Annotated in this window: 18 protein-coding genes and 1 pseudogene; 8 read left to right on the top strand and 11 right to left on the bottom strand. The window is 63.1% G+C overall.

The window, feature by feature from the left end:
- From ACIP1G_RS21800 to ACIP1G_RS21790, 3 genes and pseudogenes are all read right to left on the bottom strand, one after another.
- Positions 1-224 (bottom strand): annotated as a pseudogene (locus ACIP1G_RS21800) (DotU family type IV/VI secretion system protein); the annotation flags it as partial.
- Between the two features lie 241 nt (positions 225-465).
- Complete coding sequence (locus tag ACIP1G_RS21795; RefSeq protein WP_400740685.1) at positions 466-1,284, bottom strand: phosphatase PAP2 family protein; 819 nt, start codon at positions 1,282-1,284, stop codon at positions 466-468.
- 2 nt (positions 1,285-1,286) lie between these two features.
- Positions 1,287-1,976 carry a histidine phosphatase family protein gene (locus ACIP1G_RS21790; RefSeq protein ID WP_400740683.1) on the bottom strand — a complete coding sequence of 230 codons (690 nt, stop codon included), beginning with the start codon at positions 1,974-1,976 and terminating at the stop codon, positions 1,287-1,289.
- A gap of 271 nt (positions 1,977-2,247) precedes the next feature.
- On the opposite strand from ACIP1G_RS21790, the gene ptxS reads away from it, so the two are divergent.
- From ptxS to ACIP1G_RS21765, 5 genes are all read left to right on the top strand, one after another.
- The gene (gene ptxS, locus ACIP1G_RS21785) at positions 2,248-3,267 is read left to right on the top strand and encodes a transcriptional regulator PtxS (RefSeq protein WP_400740681.1); all 1,020 of its coding nucleotides are present in this window, start codon (positions 2,248-2,250) and stop codon (positions 3,265-3,267) included.
- 66 nt (positions 3,268-3,333) lie between these two features.
- The gene (locus tag ACIP1G_RS21780) at positions 3,334-4,116 is read left to right on the top strand and encodes an AP endonuclease (protein ID WP_400740680.1); all 783 of its coding nucleotides are present in this window, start codon (positions 3,334-3,336) and stop codon (positions 4,114-4,116) included.
- A complete protein-coding gene (locus tag ACIP1G_RS21775) occupies positions 4,109-5,059 on the top strand; it encodes a sugar kinase (RefSeq protein ID WP_400740679.1) in 951 nt (316 codons plus the stop codon). Before ACIP1G_RS21780 ends, ACIP1G_RS21775 begins: the two co-directional genes overlap by 8 nt.
- Positions 5,060-5,117: 58 nt before the next feature.
- A complete protein-coding gene (locus ACIP1G_RS21770) occupies positions 5,118-6,410 on the top strand; it encodes an MFS transporter (protein WP_400740678.1) in 1,293 nt (430 codons plus the stop codon).
- Between the two features lie 10 nt (positions 6,411-6,420).
- Entirely contained in the window at positions 6,421-7,395 is a 975-nt protein-coding gene (locus ACIP1G_RS21765; protein WP_400740676.1) for a 2-hydroxyacid dehydrogenase, read from the top strand.
- A gap of 36 nt (positions 7,396-7,431) precedes the next feature.
- Here the strand turns inward: ACIP1G_RS21765 and ACIP1G_RS21760 are convergent, their stop codons facing one another.
- The 3 genes from ACIP1G_RS21760 to ACIP1G_RS21750 all read right to left on the bottom strand — a co-directional run bounded on the left by ACIP1G_RS21760 (position 7,432) and on the right by ACIP1G_RS21750 (position 9,840).
- Complete coding sequence (locus tag ACIP1G_RS21760; protein WP_400740675.1) at positions 7,432-8,397, bottom strand: endonuclease; 966 nt, start codon at positions 8,395-8,397, stop codon at positions 7,432-7,434.
- 13 nt (positions 8,398-8,410) lie between these two features.
- Positions 8,411-8,800 carry a hypothetical protein gene (locus tag ACIP1G_RS21755; RefSeq protein WP_400740673.1) on the bottom strand — a complete coding sequence of 130 codons (390 nt, stop codon included), beginning with the start codon at positions 8,798-8,800 and terminating at the stop codon, positions 8,411-8,413.
- Positions 8,801-8,904: 104 nt separating this feature from the next.
- Positions 8,905-9,840, bottom strand: coding sequence for a LysR substrate-binding domain-containing protein (locus ACIP1G_RS21750; RefSeq protein ID WP_400740671.1), 936 nt, complete (start codon positions 9,838-9,840; stop codon positions 8,905-8,907).
- A gap of 146 nt (positions 9,841-9,986) precedes the next feature.
- Here ACIP1G_RS21750 and ACIP1G_RS21745 point away from each other — a divergent pair, with 146 nt between their 5' ends.
- A complete protein-coding gene (locus ACIP1G_RS21745; protein ID WP_400740670.1) occupies positions 9,987-11,363 on the top strand; it encodes an L-serine ammonia-lyase in 1,377 nt (458 codons plus the stop codon).
- A gap of 232 nt (positions 11,364-11,595) precedes the next feature.
- On the opposite strand, the gene ACIP1G_RS21740 is transcribed toward ACIP1G_RS21745, so the two are convergent.
- The 4 genes from ACIP1G_RS21740 to ACIP1G_RS21725 form a co-directional block, all read right to left on the bottom strand.
- On the bottom strand, positions 11,596-12,276 hold the full coding sequence (locus tag ACIP1G_RS21740; RefSeq protein WP_400740668.1) for a DUF3313 domain-containing protein: 681 nt from the start codon (positions 12,274-12,276) through the stop codon (positions 11,596-11,598).
- A gap of 203 nt (positions 12,277-12,479) precedes the next feature.
- Positions 12,480-13,775 carry an NAD(P)/FAD-dependent oxidoreductase gene (locus ACIP1G_RS21735; protein ID WP_400740666.1) on the bottom strand — a complete coding sequence of 432 codons (1,296 nt, stop codon included), beginning with the start codon at positions 13,773-13,775 and terminating at the stop codon, positions 12,480-12,482.
- 13 nt (positions 13,776-13,788) lie between these two features.
- A complete protein-coding gene (locus ACIP1G_RS21730) occupies positions 13,789-14,877 on the bottom strand; it encodes a polyamine ABC transporter substrate-binding protein (RefSeq protein WP_400740665.1) in 1,089 nt (362 codons plus the stop codon).
- 172 nt (positions 14,878-15,049) lie between these two features.
- Positions 15,050-16,408 carry a glutamine synthetase family protein gene (locus ACIP1G_RS21725; RefSeq protein ID WP_400740663.1) on the bottom strand — a complete coding sequence of 453 codons (1,359 nt, stop codon included), beginning with the start codon at positions 16,406-16,408 and terminating at the stop codon, positions 15,050-15,052.
- Positions 16,409-16,560: 152 nt separating this feature from the next.
- Here ACIP1G_RS21725 and ACIP1G_RS21720 point away from each other — a divergent pair, with 152 nt between their 5' ends.
- Positions 16,561-17,460: a helix-turn-helix domain-containing protein gene (locus ACIP1G_RS21720; protein ID WP_400740661.1), complete on the top strand. Its 900-nt coding sequence runs from the start codon at positions 16,561-16,563 to the stop codon at positions 17,458-17,460.
- A gap of 189 nt (positions 17,461-17,649) precedes the next feature.
- Positions 17,650-19,560, top strand: a complete 1,911-nt coding sequence (locus tag ACIP1G_RS21715) for a hypothetical protein (protein WP_400740659.1) — start codon at positions 17,650-17,652, stop codon at positions 19,558-19,560.
- Between the two features lie 38 nt (positions 19,561-19,598).
- Here the strand turns inward: ACIP1G_RS21715 and ACIP1G_RS21710 are convergent, their stop codons facing one another.
- Entirely contained in the window at positions 19,599-20,984 is a 1,386-nt protein-coding gene (locus ACIP1G_RS21710; RefSeq protein ID WP_400740657.1) for an aldehyde dehydrogenase family protein, read from the bottom strand.
- Positions 20,985-21,026 lie beyond the last annotated feature (42 nt).

Here is a 21,026-nt window from a genome sequence, read left to right as displayed (position 1 = left end):
AGGCGGATGACCAGGCCGAACAGCTGGGCTGCCGCGTCGAGCATCAGGTTGTCGTAACAGCCGCGCAGGCGGAATTCGGGGTCGGCCGGGTAGCCGGGCAGTTCCGTTACCTGCTCCGGGGCAGTACCGGTGCGAGGTTGCGGGGTTACCTTGAGGTCCTCAAGCAGGATTGGCTTTTTCTTGGCGGGCACTGGTTGGTCAGTGCCATCGATCGGTCTGGACATCCGTAATCCTCGTCTATTGCCAGGTCAAACTTACGCAATGGCCGCGGACTTGCAATACGGTTGGGCGCAAGTAATGAGTGAAGACCTGAAGACTAACGAGAATTAAACTTTCATGGGAGCTTGGAACTTCCTAAAAAGCTGTAGGAAGTTTCGCTGCAAGTTATTTTATAATTATTATATGCAGCCAAAAGTGTGCAGCCATCGGGCCGCTTTGCGGCCCTGTCGCGAGGCAAGGCTGCCCTTACAACGGCTGCGCCAGGGCAGATGCTGGTGTGGCTGGGCTGATCTCCGGCGCCTGCAATGCGACGCGCCCATAGAAGAGCAATGCGGTTGCCCAAGTAGTAAACCAGACAAAGATCCCGGCCCAGAACGTGTGGGACATATAGTGCCAACCCTGCAGCACCCGGGTAGTGCCATACACGAACCCGATCAGCAGAATTGCCACCAACAGCTTGCGGGCATGCACCCAGCGGTGGCGCAAAGACACGAAATACAGTGCCAGCAAAGTAAACCCGCTGGAAGCATGGCCACCCGGCCAGCAACGGCCATCACCCGCCTTGTTCCACCAGGAGAAGTTCTCGAACCATTCGACCCGGGCCTGCGAGCCGCCGTAAAGCGTGGTTTCCACCGGGCAATACACGCTGGTATGGCTTTTCAGGTAGTGAATCACGGTGGTGCTCAGTGCGAACGCCACCACCACGAACAGCAGGTCGCGGCGCTGTTGGGTCGTAAAACGTAGTACCGGTGCAATCCGGGTCTTTTCCAGAAACCGGGTCAGGCCCAGTTGGGGGTGGTTGGCCAGGCGTGGCCAGATGAAAGACAGCAAGCTGCCAATGACCGCCAGCTCACCGGTCCAGTCCGGCAGGATGCGTGGCCACTTGTGGGTGACTTTCTCGAACCACCGGTCGTGCAACAGCGGGAACTGGCCAGTGGCCGGGTCGAGCAGCAAATTGCTGATCCAGCGATCGAGTTCTGTGAGGTCGAATGCCACGAACACAATAGCGGCCAGCAACAGGGGCAGCAGCAGGTTGTTACGGTAGAAGGCGGCGCGGGGCTGCATGTTCATTTCTCCTTGGCATCGACAAGTTTGCGCCACTCACTGGCAGGAATCTGGCCCAGCAGTTCCGCTTTGCCATCACTGCCCTGGGTGATGAACAGGGCGCTGGCATAGTTATTCGAACTCATGTAGGTAGGCACTTCAAGCGCCTGTTCCAGCTGTTCCATGCAGCCGCTGTGGCTGACCAGCACCAGGTTGTGGCCGCTGCGCTTGTGGCTAAAGACATGTTCGGCAAAGTGGTCTTCACACTGGTTAAGCCAGTCTTGCGTGGCAATGGCTTTACCGAACATGGCTTGCGCGGTCTGCTGGGTGCGCACCTCCGGGCTGGCCCACACATCGGCTGTGGCCAGGCCAAGCCGTTGCAGGCCGCGGCCTACCTCGGCGGCCACCTGGCTGCCTGCGACCGTGATGCCGCTGGGGTCAGCCAGGCAGGCGTTGCTGGAGCGATCGCAGCGTTCGGCATGGCGCAGCACGACAATCACCGAACCTTTCGACCACTCGGTATAGAGCCCGCTGCGTTGCAGATGCTGGGGGTTCCCCAGGTTGGGAATCGCCAGGCGGCTATGGGCCCAGACTGCCGCCACACCCAGTGTGAGCAGCAGGCACAAAACCGCAAAAAGCGCCGTGCCGTAAGGCAACCGGTGTAGCTGCGCAAGCCTTGAGGCGGGGGACTTGCCGAAAACGCCGTGCAGCATATTGCTACTCCACTCAGCTCGTTACATACGAGAGCGTCGGCACTTTAGGGAGCAGGATGTCGGTAGAGAGTGAGGCAGATGTGAAAAAAACCTTCAGCAACATGGGCCCCTTGTAGGAGCGGGTTTATCGAGGCGTCGAACCGCCGCGAATGCGTCGGCACATGCAACATCGCATTCGCGGGTAACCCGCTCCCACAGGTTGACAAGCGCTCACGTTTTTGCTGTATTGAAACCGGTTTCATCGCTATCACAATAATCACAAGGACAGCCCATGACCGCCGCGCCTATCCATGCCCGCGAACGGGTCACCATCAGCGAAGTAGCGCGTGTCGCTGGCGTTTCCAAGGCCACCGTCTCCCGTTACATCGGTGGCGATCGCCAGTTGCTGGCCGAAGCCACTGCCAAGCGCCTGGCGGAGGTCATCGAGCGCCTCGGTTACCGCCCCAACCAGATGGCCCGCGGCCTGAAACGCGGCCAGACGCGGCTGATCGGCATGCTGGTAGCTGATATCCTCAACCCCTATTCAGTGGCCGTGATGCATGGCGTGGAAACCGCCTGCCGCCAACACGGGTACAGCCTGGTGGTGTGCAACACCAACCGCGACGACGAGCAGGAACGTCACCACCTGGAGGCCCTGCAGTCGTACAACGTCGAAGGGCTGATCCTGAATACGCTTGGCCATCACCCCGGCGAACTGCTCAACCTGCAGCGTGACATCCCCATGGTGCTGGTCGACCGCCAGCTGCCCGAGCTGAATGTCGACCTGGTGGGCCTGGACAATGCCGACGCGGTCGAACAGGCCCTCGACCACCTGCAAGCGCAAGGCTACCGCGACATCCTGGCGGTCAGCGAACCCCTCGATGGCACCAGCTCGCGACTGGAGCGGGTGCAGGCATTTGGCGCATCCATCAGCCGTCGCCCTGGCATGCGCCAGCAAGTACTGGAAATCAGCGCCGGGCTGGCTGGCCAGCTGGCAGCGTTCCTCGCTGCCAGCGGCCAGGGTCCGCAAGCGATCTTCACTTTCAACGGCGTTGCCACCCTGGCGGTGACCCGGGCCCTGCACGAAGGCGGGCGCAACCTGTTCGCAGACGTTGGGCTGATCGCACTCGATGACCTCGACTGGTACCCCTTGGTCGGCAGTGGCATTACTGCACTGGCCCAGCCCACCGAGCGTATTGGCGTGGCAGCATTCGAGAGCCTGCTCAGCCGCTTGCGCGGCGACAGCGGCGCAGCCCGGCGCATCGACTTCAAGGCCGACCTGATCATCCGCGGTTCAACCCACCCACAATAACCAATTGCAGGCGCAAGCCTGCTTGTGTGGATCAAAAATGAAACCGGTTTCATAAGGACAACAACAATGCATGCGAACCCCGTTTCCATCAGCCTTTCCAGCTTCGGCGCCGACTTTGTGCGGCAACGTGGCCAGGGGCAGTTTCTTGACCTGCTGGCAGCCGCTGGCGTTACCCGTGTGGAGCTGCGCGAAGAGTTGTTTGCCAGTGCACCGGACACTGCTGCGCTGAACGCCGCCATGGCTGCACTGCGCCTGGAGTGTCTGTACTCGACACCCCTTGAACTGTGGACCGCGCAAGGCGTACCCGACCCGCTGCTGGTGCAGAAGCTGGAGATCGCCCAGGCGCTTGGCGCGGTAGCGCTGAAGGTTTCCCTGGGCCACTACCATGAGCGCTGCGACGTCGCGGCCCTGGCGGCGCTGTTGCCTGCACACGGGCCGTTGCTGTTGGTGGAAAACGACCAGACCGCACAAGGCGGGCGCATCGAACCGCTGCAACAGTTCTTCCAGCGCGCCGACCAGCACGGCTTGAGCCTGGGCATGACCTTCGACATCGGTAACTGGCAGTGGCAGGGCGAGCCCGCCAGGCAAGCCGCACGTCAACTGGGCCGCTGGGTGCGTTATGTACATTGCAAGGCCGTGCAACGCCTGGCCGATGGTCGCCTGGCTGCCGTACCCCCGCAGGCTGCGGACCTGCAGGAGTGGGCCGCGCTGATGGCCGAATTCGTCCCCGGCGTGGTGCGCGCCGTCGAGTACCCCTTGGTCGCTGACGACCTGCTGGCATTGACCCGCGACCAGGTGCGCAGCCTGTCCGCGTTGGGCGCGGCGGCGCAGGAGGTGGCCCATGCATGAGCATGACGTGCTGTGTTTTGGCGAGACCATGGCCATGTTCGTCGCCGAGCAGGTCGGCGACCTGGCCAGTGTCAGCCAGTTTGGCAAGCGTATCGCCGGCGCAGACAGCAACGTTGCCATAGGCCTGGCGCGGCTGGGTTTCAAGGTGCGCTGGCTGAGCCGGGTAGGTGACGATTCGCTGGGTCGTTTCGTGCTAGACAGCTTGCGCCGCGAAGGCCTGGATTGCTCTGCCGTCGAGGTAGATACCAGCAGCCCCACCGGTTTTCAGCTCAAGGCACGCTGCGATGATGGCAGCGACCCGGCGGTGGAGTACTTCCGCCGTGGTTCGGCGGCCAGCCGCATGTCGCCAGCGCTGGTTCGCCCGGCCTGGCTACAGGCCCGCCACCTGCACGCTACCGGCATCCCGCTGGCGCTGTCGGAAGGCTGCCGGGCCTTGTCCCATGCGCTGGTAGACGGTATTCGCGCCGCCGGGCGCAGCATCTCGTTCGACCCCAATCTGCGCCCTTCGCTGTGGCCTGACCAAAGCAGCATGGTGCGTGAAATCAATGCCCTGGCAGCCAAGGCCAACTGGGTTTTACCGGGCCTGGAGGAGGGCCGCCTGCTGACCGGCCAGGATACCCCGGCGAACATCGCCGCGTTTTACCTCGACCAAGGGGTGGAGCTGGTGGTGATCAAGTTGGGCGATGCCGGTGCCTACTGGCGCAGCGCATACGGTGAAGGCCAGGTCGCGCCAGTGCCGGTCAGCCGTGTGGTGGACACCGTCGGTGCGGGCGATGCCTTTGCCGTGGGCGTGCTCAGTGCACTGCTGGAAGGCCGCGCAGTGTCCGAAGCGGTGGCGCGCGGCAACTGGTGTGGCAGCCGCGCCGTGCAGTCCCGCGGCGACATGGAGGGCCTGCCGCTGCGTCACGAACTGGAGGCCCACGAGCTGCGCAGAAGCGCGTGAAGGCCTGACCCCGAATTACCTGTTGCAACAAAAACAACAAGCTCAGGAGAAACAAACCATGCAAAGCCAAAGCCTGGCATCTCGCCGCTGGTGGTACATCATCCCGATTGTGTTCGTCACCTATAGCCTGGCGTACCTGGACCGCGCCAATTACGGCTTCGCCGCCGCCTCCGGCATGGCCGAAGACCTGCACATCACCCCCGTGCTGTCTTCGCTGTTGGGCGCACTGTTCTTCCTCGGCTACTTCTTCTTCCAGGTGCCCGGCGCCATCTATGCTGAAAAGCGCAGTGTGAAGAAGCTGATTTTCGTCTGCCTGATCCTTTGGGGTGGCCTTGCCACGCTCACCGGTATGGTCAGCAATGTCTACATGCTGATCGGCATCCGCTTCCTGCTCGGGGTGGTGGAGGCGGCGGTGATGCCGGCGATGCTGGTGTACCTGTGCCACTGGTTCACCCGCGCCGAGCGTTCGCGCGCCAATACCTTCCTGATGCTTGGCAACCCGGTGACCATCTTGTGGATGTCGGTGGTGTCGGGTTACCTCATCAAGCATTACGACTGGCGCTGGATGTTCATCATCGAAGGCTTGCCCGCAGTGATCTGGGCGTTCTTCTGGTGGCGCCTGGTGGATGACCGCCCGGCCCAGGTGAAATGGCTGAGCGAGCAGGAGAAGGCCGACCTGCAGCAGGCGCTTGCTGCCGAGCAGCAGGGTATCAAACCGGTGAAGAACTACCGCGAGGCGTTCCGCTCGCCGCAGGTGATCATCCTGGCGCTGCAGTACTTCTGCTGGAGCATCGGCGTGTATGGCTTCGTGCTGTGGCTGCCGTCGATCCTCAAGCAGGCAGCCAACGTCGATATCGTGCAGGCGGGCTGGCTGGCCTCGGTGCCTTACCTGGCGGCGGTGCTGGCCATGGTTGGCGTGTCGTGGGCGTCCGACCGCGTGCAGAAGCGCAAGCGCTTCGTCTGGCCGCCGCTGCTGCTCGCCGCCGTGGCGTTCTATGGCTCGTACGCCTTGGGCAGCGAGCATTTCTGGCTGTCTTACGCGTTGCTGGTGGTTGCCGGTGCCTGCATGTACGCACCTTACGGCCCGTTCTTTGCGATCGTGCCCGAAATCCTGCCGGCCAACGTTGCTGGCGGTGCCATGGCGCTGATCAACAGCATGGGCGCGCTGGGTTCGTTCGGTGGCTCGTGGCTGGTGGGTTACCTCAATGGTGCTACGGGCGGGCCGGGTGCCTCTTACCTGTTCATGTGCGGCGCGCTGCTGACCGCCGTGGCGCTTACCGCCGCACTCAACACTTCCCAGTCGTCCGGCCGGACCAAGCGCGGCAGTTCGCGCCTGGCCATGAACCCTTAGGAAACCTGCAATGAAAAAACGCATTGTCCTTTACAAGCGCCTGTCCGACGACTTGATGGCACGCCTGCACGAGCGTGTCGACGTGACCTGGGTGGACACCGCCCAAGCCGATGGCCTGGCTCGCCTGCGCGACGCCTTGCCGGGTGCGCACGGGCTGCTGGGGGCCAGCCTGCGCCTGGATGCCAGCCTGCTTGACCTGGCGCCACAGCTGGAAGTGGTTTCCAGCGTTTCGGTGGGCGTGGACAACTACGATATCGCTGAGCTCACGCGGCGTGGCGTGATGTTGACCAACACGCCCGACGTGCTGACCGAAACCACCGCCGACACCGGTTTCGCCCTGATCCTGGCCACTGCCCGGCGGGTTGTGGAATTGGCGAACTGGGTACGTGACGGCCATTGGCAAGCCAACCTGGGCCCTGCGCATTTCGGCAGCGATGTACATGGCAAGACGCTGGGCATCGTCGGCATGGGCCGCATCGGCGAAGCCTTGGCCCGGCGCGCAGCGGCCGGCTTTGGCATGCGTGTGCTGTATCACAGCCAACGCAGCAAGCCCGAGGTGGAGGCGCGCCATGCTGCACGCCAATGCAGCCTGGATGACTTGTTGCAGCAGGCGGATTTCGTTTGCCTTACCGTGCCGCTGAGTGCCAGCACCGAGGGCCTGATTGGCGCGCGGGAACTGGCGTTGATGAAGCCGGAGGCGATACTGGTGAACATTTCCCGCGGGCGGGTAGTGGACGAAACCGCGCTGGTGGAGGCGCTGCGCGCCCGGCGCATACGCGGTGCCGGCCTGGATGTGTTCGTGCAGGAGCCGTTGCCGGTGGATTCGCCGCTGTTGCAGCTGGACAACGTGGTGGCGACCCCGCATATCGGCTCGGCGACCGAGGAAACCCGCCAGGCCATGGCGCGCTGCGCGGTGGACAACCTGCTCAGTGCGCTGGCCGGGGAACAGCCGGCGAATCTGGTGAATGAGGTGTGTAGACCTTGAGTGCAAGGGGCTGCGTAGCAGCCCCCATTTCAGCGCTTAGCGGCAATTACCCGCCTTGCGATAACCCGCCGCCTGCGCCTCACCTTCGGTGGCAAAACTGACCTGGTTCTTCGCCGCAACCTGGTTGTAACCCGGGCAACCGACCGACAGGTGATAGACATGGCTGTTGCGGTTGCCAAGCACCGCACCCACCGACTCGGTGCTGGCCAGGCTCGGCTTGGCCTCTGCCTTGGCCGCTTTCGCCGGCACCGCTTGCACCACACCACTGCCAACCGGCTTGTAGTCGGCGGTCCATTTGCGTTCCCCGGTCACGAACGGGTTGGCATGCCCCATGATCGCCGCAATGCGTCGGTCACGCTCCTTCTCCCAGGCCGACACCGGGTGCTGTTTGTCCCAAGCCATCAGCAGCTGTTGCTGCTGGCGCGACATGCTCAGCTGGTAGCGGTCGAACATGTAGAACGTGGTACGCGCCACCAGGCCTTTGACTTCGTCACGCGGCTCGGCGGCACGCTGGACGAAATCGACCTTGGTGGTGCACTGGCCATATTCGCCGGCATTGCCGGCAACCATGCCGTAGTTGAAGTTGCTGCGGTCGCCGTTGACCTCACCCACGGCCGGGTACAGGTTGAACAGGTCGGCTTCCATGGCGCGGAACACCGGGTCGTCATCCACGCAATGCTCTCGACCGCCGTTCTTCCAGCACTGGCGCTGGTTGCCGAAGGTGTAGGCAGGCACGATGTGTTCCCACTCGGTGCGTTCGGCACGGTTTTGCTGCTTGCGGGTCTGGTAACCGCACGAGGCAGCATCGATACGCCCGCCCGACTTGCCCACCCAGGTCCACTTGCAGCCACAGTACAGGTCGCCCATGGCACTGCTGGCCTGGTCCATGTACACCTTCTGCTTGGCAACCACCTTGGCCTCGGTGAAAGTTGCTGGCGGGCTTGCCAAGGCTGGCAGGGTGAAGGAAAACAGTAACGTTACGGCGTAAAGCAGTGATTTCATGGGAAAAACATATTTAGAGAGGGGCGCGTATTGTAATCGTTTCCCCAGGGCTGACCAGTTCGCTGATCCATACCAGCGTCCGGCCTGGATCGTCGCCACCCATCTGGCTGAAGGTGGGCGAGTCGAACATGCCCCCAAGCTGAGCGCCCATGCGCAGCAGGCGATCGATGAACCCGGCGCTGACGTTGCCGTTTTCCTCCAGGGACACGCCGCTCTGGTTATGCTGAATGGCCAGGTGGTAGTGGCTAACCCCGGTGCCATTGCCGTTGCCGCTGCCAGCCAGCAGCACTGTGAAGCGTGAGCCAAGCAGGCTGGCCAGGCGCTGCTGAATCAGGTCCAGCAGCGCTACCGGGATTTCTTCGTGCATCAGTGCAGTGGGGAAGCAAGGTGTAAACGGCGGCATGGGCATGTCCGGCTTGGCGTGGTTCGAAGGGTGGCCAGCTTAGACAAGGGGACTGTCAACTTGGGTTAAGCGAGGGTAAAAGCGGGTAATGTGCAAAGGCCTGCTCAGCCCATCGGGTGCAACTCCCTGAACCCGCGCGCTTCCTCCACCAGCCAGTCATGCACCGCCCGTGCCCCGGGCTGGTTCAACCCGCCCGGCGGGTAATGCACCACATAGCGTTTGTGATTGGCGATCGGCACGCCGAACGGCACGATCAACGCGCCGCGCTCCAGTTCATCATTGAGCAGCGTGCGCCGGGCGATCGCCACACCAATGCCGGCAATCGCCGCCTCGATCGTCAGGTGGTTGCGGTTGAAGGTGTGCCCACGCCGCACATCCAGGCCTGGGGCGCCGATGCCCTCCAGGTAGAACTCCCACTCTGCATACTCCGAGCTGCCGCGCCAGGCAGTGATGTCATGCAGCAGGGGGTAATGCGCCAGGTCTGCCGGGCCGTGCAGCGGCGGGCGCCCACGCAGCAAGGTGGGCGAGCAGACAGGGAAGATCTGCTCGTCCAGCAGCGGCGTCGACAGCATGCCGGGGTAGCTGCCATCGTTCAGGTCGATGGCCAGGTCGAAGTCGCCCGGGTGCAATGCCTGGGCACTGTCTTCGGCCACCAGGCGCAGCTCGATGTCCGGGTAGCGCTGTTGAAAGCGTGGCAGGCGTGGCGTGAGCCATTTGGCCAGGAACGACGGGATCGAGCGCAGGCGCAAGGTGCCGCGGATTTCACCCGCGTCCAGGCGCAGCAGTTCGGCTTCGATGCTGCCGTAGGCCTCGGCCACCGTCTGCGCCAGGCGTTGCCCCTCGGCACTCAGCTCCACGCCGCGCGCCCGGCGCAGAAACAGCCGATAACCCAGGCGCTCTTCCAACTGGCGCATCTGCTGGCTGACCGCGCCTGGGGTGATGTGCAGCTCTTCGGCGCAGCGGGTAAAGGACAAGTGCCGGGCTGCACAAGCGAATACATGCAGCCAAACGAACATCTGGCCATTGAGTTGTCGTCTCATCGTTTAGTACCACTAAAGCCTTGCTTAGGAAGTTTCGTTGGTCATCCGTGAGTCAGCACGGCAGTATCGCGCAAAATCGCATTATCGCTCAATTTATCCAGATAACCGTGCTGCGGCTTCATCCCCGGGCACGCTAAGGTATTAGCATGGCTATCAGTGTCTTCGACCTCTTCAAAATCGGCATCGGGCCGTCCAGTTCCCACACCGTCGGCCCTATGCGGGCAGCGGCTACCTTTGCCCAGGCGCTGCGTGAGCAAGGGCTGTTGGCCCAGGTAAACCGTGTCGAAGTGCGGCTTTATGGCTCGTTGTCGGCCACCGGGGTAGGCCATGCCACTGACCGCGCCTGCCTGCTCGGCCTGATGGGACAGTGGCCAGACCGTATCGACCCGGCCACCATCGACTCGCGCATCGGCCAGGTGATGCAAGAGCATTGCCTGATGCTTGACGGCAGCCATCCGCTGGCCTTCGACTACAGCCGCGACATGCTGCTGCTTGACGAAAACCTGCCGTATCACCCCAATGCCATGAGCCTGGAGGCCATGGACGGGCAGGGTAGCCTGTTGTGCCAGACCTACTATTCGGTAGGCGGTGGTTTCATCGTCGAACAGGCGGAGATCGATGCTCCAGCCAGTACCTTGAACGCGGTGGTACTGCCCTACGAGTTCGACAGTGGCGCCCAGTTGCTCAGTTTGTGCAAGGCCCATGGTTTGAGTGTGGCGCAGCTGATGATGGCCAACGAATGTGCCTGGCGCCCGGAGACCGAGGTGCGTGAAGGTTTGCTGCGCATCTGGGCGGCCATGCGTGACTGCGTTGACAATGGCCTGCGCAACGAGGGCATCCTGCCTGGCGGGTTGCACGTGAAACGCCGTGCGGCGAAGTTGCACCGCAGCCTGCAGGAACTGGGCAAGCCCAACGTGATCGGCTCGACCCTCAGTGCGATGGAATGGGTCAACCTGTTCGCCCTGGCCGTCAATGAGGAGAACGCCGCGGGTGGTCGTATGGTCACCGCGCCCACCAATGGCGCGGCGGGCATCATTCCAGCTGTGCTGCATTACTACATGAAGTTCAACCCTACCGTTTGCGATGCAGATGTAGTGGACTTCTTGCTGGCGGCAGCGGCTGTCGGCATCCTGTGCAAGAAGAACGCGTCAATTTCGGGGGCCGAAGTCGGTTGTCAGGGGGAGGTGGGCTCGGCCTGCTCGATGGCGGCCGCCGGCCTGGCCCAGGTGCTGGGTGCCACGCCGCCGCAGCTGGAAAATGCCGCCGAAATCGCCCTGGAACACAACCTGGGGCTGACCTGCGACCCGGTTGGCGGCCTGGTGCAAGTGCCGTGCATCGAGCGCAATGCAATCGCTGCGGTGAAGGCGATCAACGCCGTGCAGATGGCGTTGCGGGGGGACGGCGAGCACTTTATCTCGCTCGACCGGGTGATCCGCACCATGCGTGATACCGGCGCGGACATGCATGCCAATTACAAGGAAACCTCGCGCGGCGGGTTGGCCGTTGCGTTTGTCGAGTGTTGAACAAAGTCACCGGCTGACGCGGACTGTTGTGGGGGCAACTGTCTTGCTCAATTGCTAAAAGCAGACGCGACCCCTGTGGGAGCGGGTTTACCCGCGAATACGATGGTGATTTAACCGCCGCATTCGCGGGTAAACCCCACAAGGTCTGCAGTACGCTTGCGGGCCCTGTTCTCTGCGCGACAGCGCAGCCTGAAGGGCTGGGTGATCTCCCACAAGTTCTGAGTTCAGGCTGCTATTTTGGGGCTTTTTGCTTGGCCGCCAGGAAGCTCGCACGCATGTCCTTGGCCCAGCCATCCAGCACCGGCTTGACGTCTTTCAGGGTCAGCTTCGTTTCCTTGTTCTCCAGTTCCTGGCCGGTACCTTTGCGCACCACCTGGGCCAGCACCTTCTGGTTGGCACCATCGAGGAATGCCGCTTCTACCCCGACATCCACTTCCTGGTCTCGGCCCCCCATGGCAGTGTTCACCCCTGCCGAAATCAGCGCGATAGGGATCACCTCATAAGGCTTGAGGCCCTCATTGCTGGTCGACACCGCCGTAATGGCCGGGCGCACCACGATCACGCCTGGGCCTGGGCCTTGGGCCAGGGGCACTACGCTGCCCATTTCACGGCGCAGGGCTTCATTGAAATAGCGGGTGATTTCCCCCAGTGTCTGCTGCGAGATGACCGCTGTCGGCTGCGGCTTGGGGTAGAACTGGCTGGGTTCGATGAACACCTGGCTGTACTGGTTGATGTTGACCTTGGGGTCGATCCAGCGCATCACCGGGTCACCCGAAGGGCTCTTGGCTTCTTGCAGCCGGCTGTAATCCTTGAGGAAGCCTGAGTAGTCCTCGGGGTCCACGCGATTGCTGGAGCAGGCGGCCACAGTAAGCAGTGCTGCGCACAACAGAGTAAGGCGGGGCAATGATTTCATGATGAATGCGCATCCATGATAGGTCGGCCAGAACAACGCTAGCAGGTGCGCGACAGATGGCCAGTGGCTGAGTTCAATCCTCTGTGTAAATTAGAAAAATTGGGTGCTGAAAGGTGCCCGCCTTGGATCAACCGGCACCTTGCAGATCGAGCGCCGCCCGCGCGGCGCTCGATCTGCAAGGCACCGCAAAATCTGCGGCGAACTCAACCCAACGCTTCGCGTAGCCGATACCACAACATCCCCAACGCCAGCAGTGGCGAGCGCAGTGCCTTGCCGCCTGGGAAGGTCAGGTGCGGCACGGCGCTGAACACATCCAGGCCGTGGCTGTGGCCGAGGGCGATGCTTTCGGCCAGCAGTTTCGCCGTCCAGTGGGTCACGTTCAGCCCATGCCCGGAATAACCCTGGGCGTAGTACACGTTGGGGTGCTGGTTAAGGCGCCCGACCTGGGGGAAGCGGTTGGCGGTGATGCCGATCATGCCGCCCCACTGGTAGTCGATGCGCACATCGGCCAGTTGTGGGAACACTTTCAGCACCTTGGGCCGCATGTAGGCCGCGATGTCCTTGGGGTCGCGGCCGGAATAGTGGCAGGCGCCGCCGAACAGCAGGCGGCGGTCCGCGGTGAGGCGGTAGTAGTCCAGGCCGACTTTCTGGTCGCACAGCGCCATGTTCTGCGGGATCAGGCTGCTGGCCAGCGCTTCGGGCAGGGGTTCAGTGGCCACCACGTAGCTGCCGGCTGGCAGCACCTTGCCGCTCAGGCGTGGCTCCAGTTCATCGAGGTGGGCGTTGCAGCCCAGCACCAGGCTGCTCGCCCGCACCTTGCCGCGGGCTGTGTACAAGGTCACGCTGGGGCCGTGCTCGATGCGCAGCACCGGGCTCTGCTCGAATATGCGCACGCCCAGGCCGTGGGCGGCGCGGGCCTCGCCCTGAACCAGGTCGAGCGGGTGCAGGTGGCCGGAGCCCATGTCCACCAGGCCGCCGGCGTATTGGTCGCTGGCGACGATCTCGTGCAGCTGATCGGCGCCGACCAGGCGGGTTTCAGGGCGATAACCCAATGTGGCCAGGTCATCTTGTTCGTCCTTGAAGGCGGCGAACTGGGCGGCTGTGTTGGCCAGTTCGCAGAAGCCCCAGCGCAGGTCGCAGGCAATGCCGTAGCGGGCGATGCGGCTGGCCACCAGCGCCACCGAATCGATGCCAGCCTGCTTCAGGTAGCGTACGCCGTCCTGGCCGACATAGCGGGCAAAGCCGCTGACGTCATGGCCGATGCCACGAATCAGCTGGCCGCCGTTGCGCCCGCTGGCGCCCCAACCGATGCGCCGGCCTTCCAGCAGCACCACTGAGAGGCCGCGCTCGGCCAGCTCCAGGGCGGTGTTGACCCCGGTCAGCCCACCGCCGACCACGCACACGTCGGCTGTCAGTTCGCCGTCCAGGCTGGGGTAGGGCGCTGCATCGCGTGCCGTGGCCGCATAGTACGAAGCGGTATGTTGGGTATTGAAAGACATGGGCGTTCTCGGCTCAGCGGTTGGACTTGATCTTGCTCCAGGAGCGGGTCATGACGCGCATGATCTTCGGGCTCGGGGTGCTGGAGATGTACAGCTTGTCCAGCACGTCCTGGGGTGGGTAGATCTCGGGGTTTTTTACCAGCGATGCATCCATGTAGGCCTGGGCATCGGGGTTGGCGTTGGCATAGCCGACCGTGGCGCTGACCTTGGCGATCACCTTGGGGTCGAGCAGGTAGTTGATGAAGGCCAGGGCCTGCTCAGGGTTGTTGGCGTCCTTGGGGATGGCCAGCAGGTCGAACCACAGGTTGCTGCCTTCCTTGGGAATGCTGTAGGCGATTTGTACCCCGTTTTTGGCCTCTACGGCGCGGTTGGCGGCCTGGAACACATCGCCGGAATAGCCGAAGGCCACGCAGACGTCGCCGTTGGCCAGGTCTGAAACGTACTTGGAGGAGTGGAAGTAGGTGATGTACGGGCGCAGTTCCAGCAAGCGCGCTTCGGCCTTGGCGTAGTCGGCCGGCTTTTCGCTGCGCGGGTCCATGCCCAGGTAGTTGAGCATGGCCGGGAACAGCTCGTCGGGCGAGTCCATGAATGCCACGCCGCACTGCTTGAGCTTTTTCAGGTTCTCGGGCTCGAACAGCACCGCCCACGAGTCGATATGGTCGACGCCCAGTGCCGCCTTGACCTTGTCGACGTTGTAGCCGATGCCATTGGTGCCCCACAGGTAGGGCACGGCGTACTGGTTGCCGGGGTCGTTCTGTTCAAGCTGCTTGAGCAGCTTGGGGTCCAGGTGCTGCCAGTTCGGCAGCTTGCTGCGGTCCAGCGGCAGGAAGGCCCCGGCCTGGGCCTGGCGCGCCAGGAAGTGGTTGGAGGGCACCACCACGTCATAGCCGGTACGGCCGGCAAGCAGCTTGCCCTCCAGGGTTTCGTTGGAGTCGAACACGTCATAGACCACCTTGATCCCGCTGCTGGCCTGGAAGTCGGCCAGGGTGGTGTCACCGATGTAGTCGGTCCAGTTGTACACACTGACCGAAGGCATGGCCTGGGTGGCGGTGGCGAACAGCAGGGTGAATGCAGAGGGGATCAGGGCTTGCAGATGACGCATGGGGACACCTCGTTGGTCTTGTTCTTCGAGTTCGGTGTTTCGGAGCGCGATGCGTTCCTTGTAGGAGCGGGTTTACCCGCGAACACCGGCGAAGCCGGTGCCATGCACCGCGCCGCATGCTTCGCGGCTAAAGCCGCTCCTACACAGGTATTTACACAGGTACTGCGAAAAGTCAGACGCTCATCATCAGGAACTCACGCTCCCACGAACTGATGACCCGCTTGTAGTTCTCATGCTCGGCGCGCTTGACCGCCACGTAGCCCTGGACGAACTGCTTGCCCAGGTACTGCTGCACGGTCTCGCAGTCTTCCATGTGCTGCAGCGCGTCTTCGATGGTGATCGGCAGGCGCAGGTTGCGCCGCTCGTAGGCGCGGCCTTGCACCGGGGCGCTGGGGTCGATCTGCTCGATCATGCCCAGGTAGCCGCACAGCAGGCTGGCGGCAATGGCCAGGTACGGGTTGGCATCGGCGCCCGGCAGGCGGTTTTCCACGCGCATTGCCTCGGGGCTGGAGGTAGGCACGCGCAGGCCAGCGGTGCGGTTTTCCTCACCCCACTCGACGTTCACCGGTGCCGAAGTGTCCGGCAGGAAGCGGCGGAACGAGTTGACGTTGGGCGCGAACATCGGCAGCAGCTTGGGGATGTACTTCTGCAAGCCGCCGATGTGGTGCAGGAACAGCTGGCTCATGCTGCCGTCTTCGTTGGCGAAGATTGGCTTGCCGGTGGCGATGTCGACCACGCTCTGGTGCAGGTGCATGGCACTGCCCGGCTCGTCGGTAATCGGCTTGGCCATGAACGTGGCAGCAACGTTGTGCTTGAGCGCCGCCTCGCGCATGGTGCGCTTGAACACGGTGATCTGGTCGGCCAGGTCCAGCGCGTCGCCGTGGCGGAAGTTGATCTCCATCTGCGCCGGGCCGTCTTCGTGGATCAGCGTGTCCAGGTCCAGGCCCTGGATCTCGCACCAGTCGTAGACGTCTTCGAACAGCGGGTCGAATTCGTTGGCGGCATCGATCGAGAACGACTGGCGGCCGCTTTCGGCACGGCCGGAACGCCCCAGTGGCACCTGCAGTGGCAAGTCCGGGTCTTCGCAGCGCTTGGTCAGGTAGAACTCCATCTCCGGCGCCACGATCGGCTGCCAGCCTTGGTCGGCGTAGAGCTTGAGTACCTTCTTCAACACGTTGCGCGGCGACAGTTCGATGGGCTTGCCTTGTTTGTCGAAGGTGTCGTGGATCACGATCGCGGTCGGCTCGATTGCCCACGGGATCTGGTACACCGCAGTCGGGTCAGGGCGGCAGACCATGTCGATGTCGGCGGCATCGAGCAGGTTGTAGTAGATGTCATCGTCAACGTAGTCGCCGGTGACCGTCTGCAGCAGGACGCTCTCGGGCAGGCGCATGCCACGCTCGTGGAGGAACTTGGCAGTGGGCGCGATCTTGCCGCGGGCGATGCCGGTCAGGTCGCTGATCACGCATTCGACTTCGGTGATCCGGTGTTCTTTCAGCCAGGTGGACAGCTGATCGAAGGGGGCGTTCATACAGACCTCTTGGTTGGGTTTTTATGTGCGCGGCAGGTGCCGGTGACTTCCCAGGTGACGCGCTGGAGACTATCTTGGCCTCAGGCCCACACAGCCATCTATCCACTTTCTTCGGCAATGAATGCACCAAAAGAGTGCAACTAGGACCAAGCGTGACAACGCCCAATGCCTTGCAGGTTCAAGCTTTCCATACCTCGGATGTAACCGAACAGGTCCGCGCCACCCCCGGCTGGCAGCAGCAATACCGGCAAATGTCGCCAGGGCATTTCAGCGGCCAGCTGCGCTGCCTGGGGCTTGAGGGCGTGCAGGTTTACGAGGAACGGCTCAATACCCGCGTGGAGCAATTCTTTCGCGCGCCCAGCGGATCGCTGGCGTTCTGTTTCGACCAGAGCGAAAACAGCCTTTATCTGCTCAATGAGCAGAGCCGCAACATCTGGATCACACCCGAGAACTATCAGGAAGTGGCCGTGGTGTTCGACCAGGCCTTTCTCGCCAGCCATGGCCTGGACCCGCAACGCCTCGACGGCTTGTTCATGGTGCCGCTGGGCAGCGGCCAGAATGCGCTGTTCGGCAGTTGGCTGAGTGCCACCCTTACCCGCCTGGGCGAGGCCGATTGCCCGCTGCAAGGGCAGGCCTTGGCAGAGCAGTTGCTGGAAGATTGCCTGTTCATCCTCGACAACGCCTGCCAGCGATTGCAGGGCGTGGCTTTGGGCCGGCGGGACGAGGAGCGGGCGATCATGCGTCGGGTCAGCGAATGGGCGGCCGACTGCCCGGAGGAGACGCTGAACCTGGTGGAGTTGGCGGATGTCGCCGGGGTTTCACTGCGCCAGTTGCAGCAGGCGTTCAAGGCGTTTACCGGTATGCCGCCGGCGCATTGGTTGCGGTTGCGCAGGCTCAACGGTGCGCGGCGTGATTTGTTACGCGGTGGCGGGGTGACCGTGGCCGAGGTGGCGATGCGCTGGTCGTTCTGGCATTTGGGAAGGTTTTCAGAGAGTTACCGGCAGTTGTTCAAGGAGTTTCCCAGTGAGACCTTGAAGCGGGGCAGGGGTTGAGGTTGGGCGGTGGGGCTGCTGGCCTCTTCGCGGGTAAACCCGCTCCCACAGGGGGCCTCACAATCTTGAGCCTGAGGTGATCCTGTGGGAGCGGGTTCACCCGCGAAGAGGCCAGCCCAGGCAACACTGAACCCAGCATCCAACGCCGAAAATTGCTATCGTGCCACCCTGTTTCCACCCGAGGTGCCGATGTTCTACCTGCCTTTGCCCAGCGACCAGGCCGACCGCCTCGCCAGCGAGCCCACCACCGAATTCTTCACCATCGCAAGCGTCCTTGACGCCGCCACCGTGCTGTTCGTGCAAAACCTGCCCCGCCAGCCCGCCACAGCTTCGGCCGACGCACAAGAGCGGCGTTTCGCCGAAATCGTGCGTATCGCCAATGAAGTCGAAAGCGCTGCCCCCGGGCGCTTCCAGGGCCAGGTAGCGCAGCACTTCGACCGTGAGGCCTTCGCCATGGGCCTGGGCATGCTGGGCGAAAACGGCATCGCATTGCTGGCCAGCGAAGTGGAGTACAAGGCCGACGAGCTGGTGGATGCCGAAGGCCAGTGGAACTTCCAGTTCGCCGACACCTACCGCCAGCGGGCAACGCCATTGCACCCGGTGTACCTGCCGTCGCTGGCCAGCGACCTGCTGCTCAGCGACCAGCAGAACCGCCTGTTGCGCGAGTTCCTCAGTGGCATCGACGAGTCGGTGGCCGTGCAGGGCTTCGCCGGCACCGGCAAGACCTTCCTGATTCACCAGTTCGCCCGCCTGCTTGAGCCGCAACGTACCTTGCTGCTGGCACTGACCGAGGGCCAATTGCGCGCCCTGCAGGCACGGGTGAAGGATGCCGCAGCCTATACCGCACTCACCTTCGGCCAGCTGGCAGACGAGCTGCTCAACCGCGACCTTACCAGTAACGGCTGGCGCCTGCGCGACCCATACCGCACCAAGCTGTCATGGCGGCCGCAGGACGCGCAGGTGGTGCGCTGGCTGGCCATCCCCGACATCGGGCCGCTTGCCGCACGCGATGTGGTTGCCCTGTGCATCCGTGCCGTACGCACCTTCTGCCACAGTGCGGACACCCAACTGCAGCTGCACCACCTGCCATGGGCCGGGCCGGGCACCTCGCCGCTGGATCAGGAAGTGCTGCTGGAAAAGGCCCGCCTGTACTGGCAGGAGCTGATCCGCCCGTCAGCGCGGGAAATTCAGTTGCCGGTACGCGACTACCACCGGGTCAAGCTGTTGTCGTTGACCGGCTATGTGATCGACAGCCGCTACACCCATGTGATTGTCGACGAGGCCCATGAACTGTCGGCCCCCATGCTTGCCGTGCTCGACCGCAGCCCGCAGTCGATCATTGCCCTGGGCGACGAGCTGCAAAACCTTAACGGCCTTAGCCCGCACCATGGCAGTTTCATCCGCCAACGCTGCATCGACCATTCCCTGCGCGCAGGGCCGGCGATGGACAATGTGCTCAACCCGCTGATCCAGGCACACCCGGCGGCAATCCAGGCGGCCTTCAGTGGCAGTGCCGAGCATTACACCCGGGTCAGCTTCTTCGACGCGGTGACGGTGCCTGAACAGCCCACGGCGCTGATCGTCGATGACGAATGGGGCCTGTTTGGCTGGTTCCAGCGCCTCACTCACCAAGGCGTACCGTTCATATTGCTGAAAAGCGCGCGCAAGGACTTCGAACTGTTCGTCGAGGATTGCATCGAGTTGTACCGCTATGGCACCCGGGCGCGCCATCCGATGCTGTTTCGCTACCCCAGCTGGCAGGCGCTGGAGCAGGACAAGGGGGACGACAAAGCGTTTCTCGCGGTGGCCAGCATGCTGCGCAAGGGTTACACGCCGGAGCACTTTGCCAAGGCCAAGAGCCGTTACCGCTGGGACAAGGCGCCCAAGTTGTTCCTGGGCCGGGTGCGGGATGTGAAGAACATGGAATTCGCCCGGGTGATGGTATCGCCGGAGCTGATGGTGGCGCCGCAGGTGGCGGGTAACCGCAATGAACGGGCGCGGATGCTGGCGGGGTTGTATACCGCCTGTTCGCGGGCGCGGCATGAACTGATCGTGCCGGGGGGGATGCTGGACTGGGTCAAGGATCAGGTTCGGGATTGATATTTTTGGGGCTGCAAAGCAGCCCCAAATTTTTCAAATCAGTTACGGTCCAGCCACACGGTCTGGGCATTGGTGAACTCACGCACCCCAAAGTGCGACAGCTCACGGCCGAAGCCGCTCTTCTTCACGCCACCAAATGCCACACGGGGGTCGGAAGCGCAGTAGCCGTTGATGAACACACCACCGGTATCCAGCGCCGTGGTCATGCGCTCGGCCAGTGCATAGTCGGCGGTGTAGATGGTCGCGGCCAGGCCGAATTCGCTGTCGTTGGCCAGCTCCACCGCATGCTCGGCATCACGGGCGGTAATGATCGCCGCCACCGGCCCGAACAGCTCCTGCTTGAACGCGGTCATGTCCGGGGTGACGTTGGCGAACACGGTCGGTGCGTAGAAGTTGGCCACGCCTTCCACCTTGTTGCCGCCCAGCAGCAGGGTGGCGCCTTCGGCGAGGGTCGCCCGCACCTGGCCATCCAGCTCATCACGCAGGTCGTAACGGGCCATCGGACCGATGTAGGTATCGTCCTCCAGCGGGTTGCCGACCTTCAGCTCGCGAGTGGCCTCGACGAACTTGCGGGTGAATTCTTCGACGATGCTTGCTTCCACGATCAGGCGCTTGGCAGCCGCGCAGACCTGGCCGGTGTTCTGGTAACGGCCGATCACGGCAGCCTTCACGGCAGCATCCAGGTCGGCGTCGGCCAGCACGATGAACGGGTCGGAACCGCCCAGTTCCAGCACACACTTCTTCAGTGCGGCGCCGGCTTGCGCACCAATCGCCATACCGGCACGCACGCTGCCGGTCAGAGTCACGGCGGCGATGCGTGGGTCGTTGATGGCACGGGTGACGCCGTCCGGGGTCACGTTCAGCACTTCGAACACGCCTTGCGGCAGCCCGGCGTCCTTGAACAGCTCGCCCAGCAGGTAAGCGCTGCCCATCACGTTCGGCGCGTGCTTGAGTACGTAGGTGTTGCCCGCCAGGATCGCCGGTACGGCGCCGCGCAGTACCTGCCAGACCGGGAAGTTCCACGGCATCACTGCCAGGATCGGGCCCAGCGGGCGGTATTCGATACGGGCTTTTTCAACCTGGGTCGGTTCGGCGGCGAGCATGGCCGGGCCATGTTCGGCGTACCAGCGGCACAGACCGACGCACTTGTTGACCTCGCCACGGGCCTGGGCGATCGGCTTGCCGATTTCACGGCTGATCATTTGCGCGAAGGCTTCGGCCTTGGCTTCGAGGGTGCTGGCCAGGGCGAGCAGGTACTCGCTGCGCTGACCCAGCGACACCTGGCGCCATTGGCTGTAGCCAACCTTGGCACGTTGCAGCGCCGCTTCCAGTGCGGCGTCGGTGTCGAACGGGTAGGCGCCAATCTGCTCGCCGCTGTACGGGTCGAGGGAGATGGCGTGGGTCAGGCTGCTGATCGCGCTCATGGCGGGACACTCTCGTTGTTGTTAATCAGTGACGCCAGACTA

This window comes from Pseudomonas sp. NPDC089392, from assembly GCF_044749595.1.
Classification (GTDB): Bacteria; Pseudomonadota; Gammaproteobacteria; order Pseudomonadales; family Pseudomonadaceae; genus Aquipseudomonas.
This window is presented reverse-complemented; position numbering and strand designations above follow the sequence as displayed.